Genomic DNA, 7,925 nt, shown 5'->3' on the forward strand with positions numbered 1-7,925 from the left:
AAGAGCCTGCGCCCCGGTGATACCCTTTTTGAACAGGCCCGGGAAATGAGGGAACAATGTGAAGAGTCCTTTATTCAGGCCTTGCAGGGGGCTTACAACCGGCTTTTCTATCCCAATGAAGACGGGCTTCAGGCCGCCACCATTGAAAATGGTCTTAATTTCAGACAAAACGCCGACGATACCGTGGAAAAACAGATTGAGGCCATGCTGGCCAGCATGCGCTGCGATCACAAGCTGGCCCTGGATGTGCTGGATGATCCCACACCTTATTTCGCCATGGCTGAAAAAGACCTTTGGCCCAGGCATGACAGGCGCACTCCCTGGAGGGATATCCAGATGCGGGCCAAGAGCAATCCGGCCTGGCCATGGATGCCTGGCATCAAGGGGCTGGAAAAGCTCAAGGATCAAGCCGTGGCCCAGGGGCGCTGGCGGGAATCAGCAGATGGTCATGTGGAAAAAGGACCATTTCCCAAGGAGAAAACTTCTCTGAATGTAGTGGAACAATTCACTGATGATAAAACCGGGGAGATTGTACTGACCTTGAATCCCAGAAATGCCGGTCCCACGCCCAGAGTGCATTATGCCCCCACCTCCTCGGTGTCTGAATCAGATCCGGCAGTGGAGGATCTGGAAGCTTTTCACACCCAGTCCCCCACACTTTATTTTCTTACCATTGATACCACAGGGGAACATGAGAGCGGTGAACCTGTCAGATGGGTGGCCAGGCTAAAAATCCGCCATCAGGTACGCGATTATCCCGACCAGCGCAAAGTGGAGCTCAAATCCACTCCTGCCGCGGAGATCCGCTACACCTTGGATGGAACAAATCCCAGGGAGGGGCGGGTATACGACGGTCCCATACCTGTATCCGATGACAAAGCCGTTCTCCAGGTCCATGCCGTTGCCGGGGAAGCCTCGGAGCAGCAGACCTTTAACATTCCTGAAAAAGGACAGAAAAGGGCACAACTGGATGAAACCAGGGCGGCCAGGTTGATAAACCAGAAGGTGCGCTTAGATTCCACAGACAAGGTGTTCGATCTGATCTCAAGATTCAAGGAAAGGGATAATGTCTTTTTTCATGGTGTGACCCTGAATGTAGGGGAAGGGGAGCTGGCTGTTCAGGTTCGTTTTAATGACCGTTATGTGGGTCCGGAGATGCTGGGCCGGATTATAAACGCCATGCGCGAAAACATAGGCGAACCCAATGCCCTGGTTCAGGTGACCATTCGAGACGGTGCTGACTTTGAAACCGGATTTGATCTTAAAGCCTTTGCCGAACTGGCCGGCATTGAACTCACACCGAATAAAGTCGAACAATAAAGGTCTGTCCGGAAAAAACCAAGTATGGAACAAACTCCCAAGGCCGCAGGCAACAATAAAAAGTCTCACCCCACAGTGGGTTTTGGTGTGCCGGTAGGTCTTGCTCCGCATCATTTCGTGGTCAGCATACCCCGGGGCAGCCGTCAGGAAGTGCGTATTACCGAAGATCTGGGGATGCACGCTCAGGGCGGGGACAGCCAGGTGCTGGACCGGGCTGTGGTTGCCCGCTCAGTCTGGACCGAGATTTCCGGGCCGGTAATGAAACTGTTCAATCAGCGTCTCAAGGCCCACAATCTGGCTTCCGGACGCTGGAAATCAGGAGATAACCCGGTGGACAGGCTGCTGGGAAAGGAGCTGTGCATCCTGGCCTGGGCCCTGGAAGAAGTGTCCCATGTGAAAATCGGCATGGTCCTCAGGAACTGGATGGCCTTGCGTCCTGAAGAGCGCTGGTGGCTGTTCGGCATGACCGCTGCTGCAACCGGGGCTCCGGAGGACAAAGGCCGGGGATGGAGGGCCGCCCTGGGTTATGCCCTGGGAGATACTCCTGAAAAGGTCATCCGTCGCCCCAGGTCCTCCAACGGACAAAAAGACAAACCTCTCAAGGACAAAAAGAAAGAAATGCCCATGCTCAAATATGTCCTGGATAGCAGCCATGAAGACCAATAAGCAGCCCAATTTAAAACCCCTGGCTCTCGCGGATACCCCGGCTCTTATTGAGCGGGTTTTTCCGGCCCAGAAGATTTCCGCAGAGGCCCAGAAAGAAAGAAAGGCAGGTGCAGGGCAGACTTTGACTGCCCTTGGCTCCTACTGGAAGGGGCGCAAGCCGTTGATTATGGTCCGGGCCATTGTCCTGGCCGGATTACTCCCGGTCACTGACGACATGGAAGCGGATCTGGATATATTTGAAAAGCTCATGGGTATTGACGATGCCGCGTTTGGACGGCGGGAGCCGGGGCTCAGACCCAGGGATTTAGCCTCAAAGATAGACGAGATCTTTCCCTGGGAATATTTTAATTATACCATATCCAGTATTGATGCCGAGGATGATGCATATGCACTTCTTATTGAAGCTATTACATTTCCAATAAATATGGAGCACCACCCCTTTCTTTCCCTTCGCTGGAAAAGAAATATTGATCCGGCGGACAAGCATCGTCTCCTTGCCCGGGCCATGCAGGATATGCCTTATGAAGAAAAGGTCAGGCTCTGCAAAAGGCCGGAAGAATGCGATCCCGGCATTCTGTACGGCCCTGTCTGGGAGGACGTGAACAAGCATCTGGGACACCTGGGCATTGAGGCTTACAGCCATGAAGAGTTGGTGGAGCAGCTGGGCATCCTGAGATATGGGCGCAGGCCCCGAGTGGGGGATACCTTCTGCGGTGGAGGCAGTATTCCCTTTGAGGCGGCCCGTCTGGGCTGCGATGTGTATGCCTCGGACCTGAACCCCGTAGCCTGTATGCTGACCTGGGGAGCATTGAATATTGTCGGCGCATCTACTGAAAAACGGGCTGAAATAGAAAATGCCCAAAAGGAAGTCGCCGAAGCCGTGGACCGTGAGATTGTCGAGCTTGGCATCGAGCACAACAGCCGGGGAGACCGGGCCAAGGCCTACCTGTACTGCCTGGAAACCCGCTGCCCGGAAACCGGCTGGATGGTGCCCATGGCCCCAAGCTGGGTTATTTCCAAGAACCGTAATGCCTATGCCAGGCTGATTCCCAACCATGACCAGAAGCGGTTTGACATAGAGGTAGTGTCAGGAGCCGGGAGCCAGGAAATGAAGGCTGCTGAACAGGGCACGGTGCAAAACGGACAACTTGTCTATGAACTGGATGGACAGACCTATCGCACTCCCATTCGGACCTTGCGCGGGGATTATACTGACCAAGAGGGCAACCCCAAAAACAAACTGCGCCAATGGGAAAAGCTGGACTTCAAACCGCGCCCGGATGATATCTTTCAGGAACGGCTGTACTGCATTCAATGGATTACAAGGGAATCGCTGGATCAATCACGCAAGGAGACCTATTTTGCTTCTGTAACCGAAGAGGATCTTGAACGGGAACGGCAGGTGGAACAGATTGTTCAGGAAAACCTGGCAGACTGGCAGGAGCAAGGTCTGGTCCCGGACATGCCTATTGAGCCTGGGGATGAGACGACCCGTCTACATCGTGAACGAGGATGGCGGTATTGGCATCATTTATTTAATGCAAGGCAACTACTTTTTTTTAAAGCATTGCGTTTAGTAGCTTTCCACAATAATCATTTGACATGTCTTTATCATCAATTGGCTAAAGCACTTGATCGCTCATCCAAGATATGTCGTTGGACTCCTGGTTCGCCAGCTAAACCTGGTGTCGCAATTACAGCAGAAAAAGTTGCTCAAGTGTTTGACAATCAAGCACTAAATACTTTTTATAACTATGGATGCCGGAGTACCTTCGAAATGCTTGGATATTTAGCTCGCTATGAAACACCTATATTTACAATAAGTTCAAATTCAAAAATTGAAACCCAAGAATGCAGCAAGGTTACAGAATACAGTGATATATGGGTAACCGATCCCCCTTACGCCGATGCTATCAATTATCACGAAATTACCGAATACTTCATTGCCTGGCTGCGCAAAAATCCGCCCCCGCCTTTTGATGAATGGATCTGGGATTCACGCCGTTTCCTGGCCATAAAGGGCTCGGGAGATGATTTTCGCCGCAGCATGGTGGATGCATATTCCGCCATGGCCGGGAATATGCCGGACAATGGCCTGCAATGCGTCATGTTTACCCATCAGGATACCGGAGTCTGGTCGGATATGGTTTCTATTTTCTGGGCTGCGGGGCTCAGGGTGGTGGGGGCCTGGTATATCGCTACTGAAACCAGCACTGCCCTTAAAAGCGGCGGCCACGTCCAGGGCACTGTCACCCTTGTCCTGCGCAAGCGTCTTCAGGAAGAATCCAGCTTCAAACAGCGTCTGCTGCCCAGGATCCGCAAAGAAGTCCAGACCCAGATAGACTCCATGATGCGTCTCAATGACGAGGCCAAAGTTCACGGCAAGTCCGTATTCAATGATTCTGACCTGCAAATGGCCGGTTATGCCGCTGCCCTCAAGGTGCTGACCGGCTATAGCGAAATAGACGGCAAGGATGTTGCCCAACTGTCCCTTCAGCCCAGGCAGAAGGGACATAAAACCGTGATAGACGACATTGTAGAATATGCCTCGGAGATCGCCAATAACCTTCTCATCCCGGAGCGGCTCAAGGAACTTGATCCCAACACATGGGCTGAGATTACAGGGATTGAGCGGTTCTACCTGCGCATGCTGGCCATTGAGCAGGGCGGAGCCGCCAAGCTGGATAACTACCAGAATTTTTCCAAGGCATTTCACGTGGACTATCAGCCCCTTATGGCCTCCATGAAACCCAATGCCGCAAGACTCAAAGGAGCAAAGGATTTCAAACCCAGAGAGCTTGCCGGGGGAGAGCTGGGCAAAACACTGCTGGGCGAATTGCTTCTGGCCATTCAAGAGCTCATGAACGACAAGGAGCCCAGGGTTGTTTTCGGGCAGATCCGCTCCAACCTGGATGAGACCTATTTCCACAAACGCCCCCACCTGCTGGCCATGGCCCGGTACATACATGACATGCTCATCAGCAGAAGGCCGCAGGAGGCCCAAAAGGCGGAAATCATCGCCAACCGCATACGAAACGAGGGCATCTGACATGACTCCGGGGGATATTCAGCGGTACTCCTCCAGGACGCACCGCCTGGATCAGACAATGCTCGCCAGGCACCTCCAGAATGCCACCCGCTATTACCGTATTGCCGGATACTTTACCTCTTCCCTTTTTGAAATCGCAGCCGAACACCTCGAAGGGGTTCCAGACGTGCGCATTGTCTGCAACTCCGACGTACGGGCCGAAGACATAAAAATCGCCCGGGTGCGGGAAGCCAGCCTCCTGGGACGATTGAACAGTCAGGCCGTGGAAGTTGACTCCCTTTTGAACAAACCCCGCTATCAATGGCTTTATGAATTTCTTACCCGGCATCCCGATGCCATAAGGGTGGCTCCGGATGAATTCTGCGGGTTCGTGCACGGCAAGGCCGGGGTTATCTGGAAGAAAGACGGTTCCCGCCTGGGATTTATCGGCTCCATGAACGAAACCAGGTCCGGGTGGCAAAAGCATTACGAGATTTTATGGGAAGATCACAGCCCGGAGGGTATTGACTGGATCGAGGCTGAATTTGAAGCCTTGTGGGCAAAGGCGGTGCCTTTGCCCCGGGTTGTTGCCCAGGAACTTGGCAGGCGCGCCTGGAGGGTTGAAATTGAACTGGGCCAGGAAGAAGATGATCACAGCCTGGCCCCGGCCGCTTTGGTGGAAGCTCCCATGTACAGGGAAGGGCTTTGTCTGCAGCCCTGGCAGCGGGCCTTCGTGACCGAGTGCGTCAAGCACCGGGGCTGGTTTGGAGCGGTCAGGCTTTTGCTGGCGGATGAAGTAGGCCTGGGGAAAACATTGTCCATGGGCACAGCAGCCTTGACCCTGGCTCTTCTGGATGCAGACAAAACAGAGTCTTCCGGCAATTCCTGCAGGCTAAGGCCCATTGCTATATTTGCCCCGGCATCTCTAACCGAACAGTGGCAGACGGAAATGATGGACAAGCTGGGCATTCCCTGTGCCCGCTGGGACTCAAGAAAAAAAGTCTGGCTGGACCCGCAGGGCCTGTTTATCTCGCCCCCGGGGGCCGAGCAGATCGGGCGTTGCCCCTTCAGGATCGGCATCATTTCCACCGGTCTCATTGTGCAGCCCACTACAGAAAAAGAACTGCTCTCCCAGATAAATTTCGATATCCTTGTTCTGGATGAATCACATAAGGCCCGTACCAGGCAGGCGCTGGGCAGGAATGAAGGCGAGCCCAACGCCCTGCTCAAGTTTATGCGTGACGCAGCCGGTCGCTCCCGCCATGTCTTGCTTGGAACTGCTACCCCCATGCAGACCCGGGTTGAGGACCTTTGGGGTCAACTGGCAATCCTGCACCGGGGAGACGGCCGCTTTGTTCTGGGCAATGAATTCAGCCCCTGGCATATCCCGGCTCAGGCCAGGCCTTTGCTTACCGGGGAAGACCATCCCCGGGACCTGGAGCAGGCCTGGAAATTCCTGCGCCCCCCCCTTCCGCCGGTGGATGCGTCCAGTGAAGGCTATTTCAGACGTCTGGTTCATAATATACGGGCTGAGATGGGTCTGCGTGAAAACACATTTGAGGCAACAGGGTCTGTTGTTGATCTGCCTGAAGCGGTGCGGGAAGAATTTGAGGACCTGTTGGAAGAACCTGTGCAAGGAACAAAATTTTTTCAGCGCCATAACCCTGTGGTTCGGCATGTGGTCCTGCGCAAGCGCCGGGTTCTGGAAGAATCCGGTCTGCTGCAAAGAATCGGTGTAGATCTGCATCCTGATCATGATCGCAGCCGGGAGCCTCATCAGTTTGCAGCCCTTTTCCAGGAACAGGCCCTGAAGACCGAGCACTGGTTTGATCAGGCCTACGAAGCGGCAGAGGCCTTTGGCAGGGCTTATGGCCGCAGGGTCGGAGGGGCTGGCTTCATGAAGACCCTGATGACCCAGCGTCTTTGCTCCAGTTGCATTGCAGGTCTGAGCACAGCCCAAAAGATCTTGCAGGGAGGGGAGATTGAGGACCAGGACGGGGAGTCCCTAAAAAACCTTGATGAGATCACTGCAGAAGAAAAGGGCTGGCTTAATAAGTTAATCCAGGCCCTGAGCCAGATGCGGGACCAGGACCCCAAGCTCAAGGCGGTAAAGCACTACCTGGTGGAGGAGGACTGGCTCAGGTATGGATGTATTATTTTCAGCCAGTATTATGATACCGCATCCTGGGTGGCTTACAATCTGGCTGCCATGTTTCCGGATGAGCTTGTGGGGCTTTATGCCGGAGCCGGGAAAAGCGCCCTTTATCGTGGTCCTGACAACCAGAATGAAGCCGAGCGTGAACATCTGAAAAACCTGGTTCAAGAGCAGGACGTCAGTATAATGGTGGCCACGGATGCAGCCTGTGAAGGGCTTAATCTGCAGCGGCTGGGTACACTGATCAATGTGGATCTGCCCTGGAATCCCACCAGGCTGGAGCAGCGTATCGGGCGAATAAAGCGTTTCGGGCAGGTCAGGGCCAGCGTGGATATGCTCAATCTGGTGTACAAGGATACACTGGACGAAAAAATCTATGCCCGCCTCTCGGAGCGAATGAAAGACCGCTTTGATATCCTGGGGTCTCTGCCGGACACCATTGTAGATGAATGGATAGAAAACGAGGAACTCATCGGGGCTAAAATGGATGAATACATCGAGGCCCAGAAACGGGTGAACGGCTTTGATATCCGCTACAACAGCAACCTGGACGCCCGGGAGGACGACTGGCGCAACTGCACCCGGGTCCTCTCCCTCCGCCGGATTGACAGCTTCATGCGCCAGGGCTGGGGAACAAAAAGTCCTGCTGGGGAAGGATAGCCGGTCTGCATTTTTTATGACCAGCATCAAAATCCACGGATTGACCGGCTTGATGGCTTGTGGCATCTGATGAGTAATGTAACTTGAGTAAACTTA

The 7,925-nt window shown here is 53.8% G+C and carries 4 protein-coding genes; all 4 read left to right on the plus strand.

Translation table 11 applies throughout. The features are described 5' to 3' along the window. Nucleotides 1-1,320 (plus strand): chitobiase/beta-hexosaminidase C-terminal domain-containing protein (locus QZP87_RS01370; protein WP_291321130.1); only part of this gene is annotated, 1,320 nt, incomplete at its 5' end. Between the two features lie 24 nt (nt 1,321-1,344). Then, the gene (locus QZP87_RS01375; protein ID WP_291321131.1) at nt 1,345-1,986 is read left to right on the plus strand and encodes an anti-phage-associated DUF3780 domain-containing protein; all 642 of its coding nucleotides are present in this window, start codon (nt 1,345-1,347) and stop codon (nt 1,984-1,986) included. Further along, on the plus strand, nt 1,973-5,035 hold the full coding sequence (locus QZP87_RS01380; RefSeq protein ID WP_291321132.1) for an anti-phage-associated DUF1156 domain-containing protein: 3,063 nt from the start codon (nt 1,973-1,975) through the stop codon (nt 5,033-5,035). The genes QZP87_RS01375 and QZP87_RS01380 overlap by 14 nt, the downstream gene beginning before the upstream one ends. Before the next feature lies 1 nt (nt 5,036). Beyond that, nucleotides 5,037-7,829, plus strand: coding sequence for a phospholipase D-like domain-containing anti-phage protein (locus tag QZP87_RS01385; protein WP_291321133.1), 2,793 nt, complete (start codon nt 5,037-5,039; stop codon nt 7,827-7,829). The last annotated feature ends 96 nt before the right edge of the window (nt 7,830-7,925 follow it).

The sequence above is a fragment of the Desulfonatronospira sp. genome (assembly GCA_003563255.1).
Classification (GTDB): Bacteria; Desulfobacterota; Desulfovibrionia; order Desulfovibrionales; family Desulfonatronovibrionaceae; genus Desulfonatronospira.

Coding starts and splice junctions, on each gene's coding strand:
- QZP87_RS01375 (WP_291321131.1), top strand. CDS start 1,345: ATGGAACAAACTCCCAAGGCCGCAGGCAACAATAAAAAGTCTCACCCC.
- QZP87_RS01380 (WP_291321132.1), top strand. CDS start 1,973: ATGAAGACCAATAAGCAGCCCAATTTAAAACCCCTGGCTCTCGCGGAT.
- QZP87_RS01385 (WP_291321133.1), top strand. CDS start 5,037: ATGACTCCGGGGGATATTCAGCGGTACTCCTCCAGGACGCACCGCCTG.